The organism is Gluconobacter sp. P1D12_c (assembly GCF_018812105.1).
Taxonomy (GTDB): domain Bacteria; phylum Pseudomonadota; class Alphaproteobacteria; order Acetobacterales; family Acetobacteraceae; genus Gluconobacter; species Gluconobacter oxydans_A.
In genome coordinates, this window is sequence record NZ_JACSIQ010000755.1 from 1 (window position 1) to 383 (window position 383).

1 protein-coding gene is annotated in these 383 nt (G+C 45.4%); it reads right to left on the reverse strand.

The annotated features are described in order from the left end of the window. A partial coding sequence (locus tag KP705_RS19050) for a hypothetical protein (RefSeq protein WP_215765442.1) occupies nt 1–383 on the reverse strand: 383 nt, incomplete at both ends.

Below are 383 nucleotides of genomic sequence, written 5' to 3' on the forward strand. Positions count from 1 at the left end.
CTCCATCTGCTCGAATTTTATTTCATCACAAACGATGACACGACCATCAAGAGAAGGCTCAACACAGAGAGCCATAGCAATATCGGGCCCGAACATATCCAATGATTTAGGGACACCTATCGTGGCTTCGCCTTCATCACGCTTCGTGAAAAGCTCAGCATCATTGATGACACGCTTCTTCATCATCTTCAGAGATCCATCAGACTGATCTCGAACGATGCGAAGCCTCTCATCATTAAGAGACCCCTTGAACTCCTTAAACGATCCGTACCTCTGTATCAGTCGCGTATTGAGTGTCTCATTATAGAACCACTCAAGATGGCCATCCTCCATCGTCTCAATATCGTTCGGCTTAGTCACATATTTTGTGACCTCATCAACAG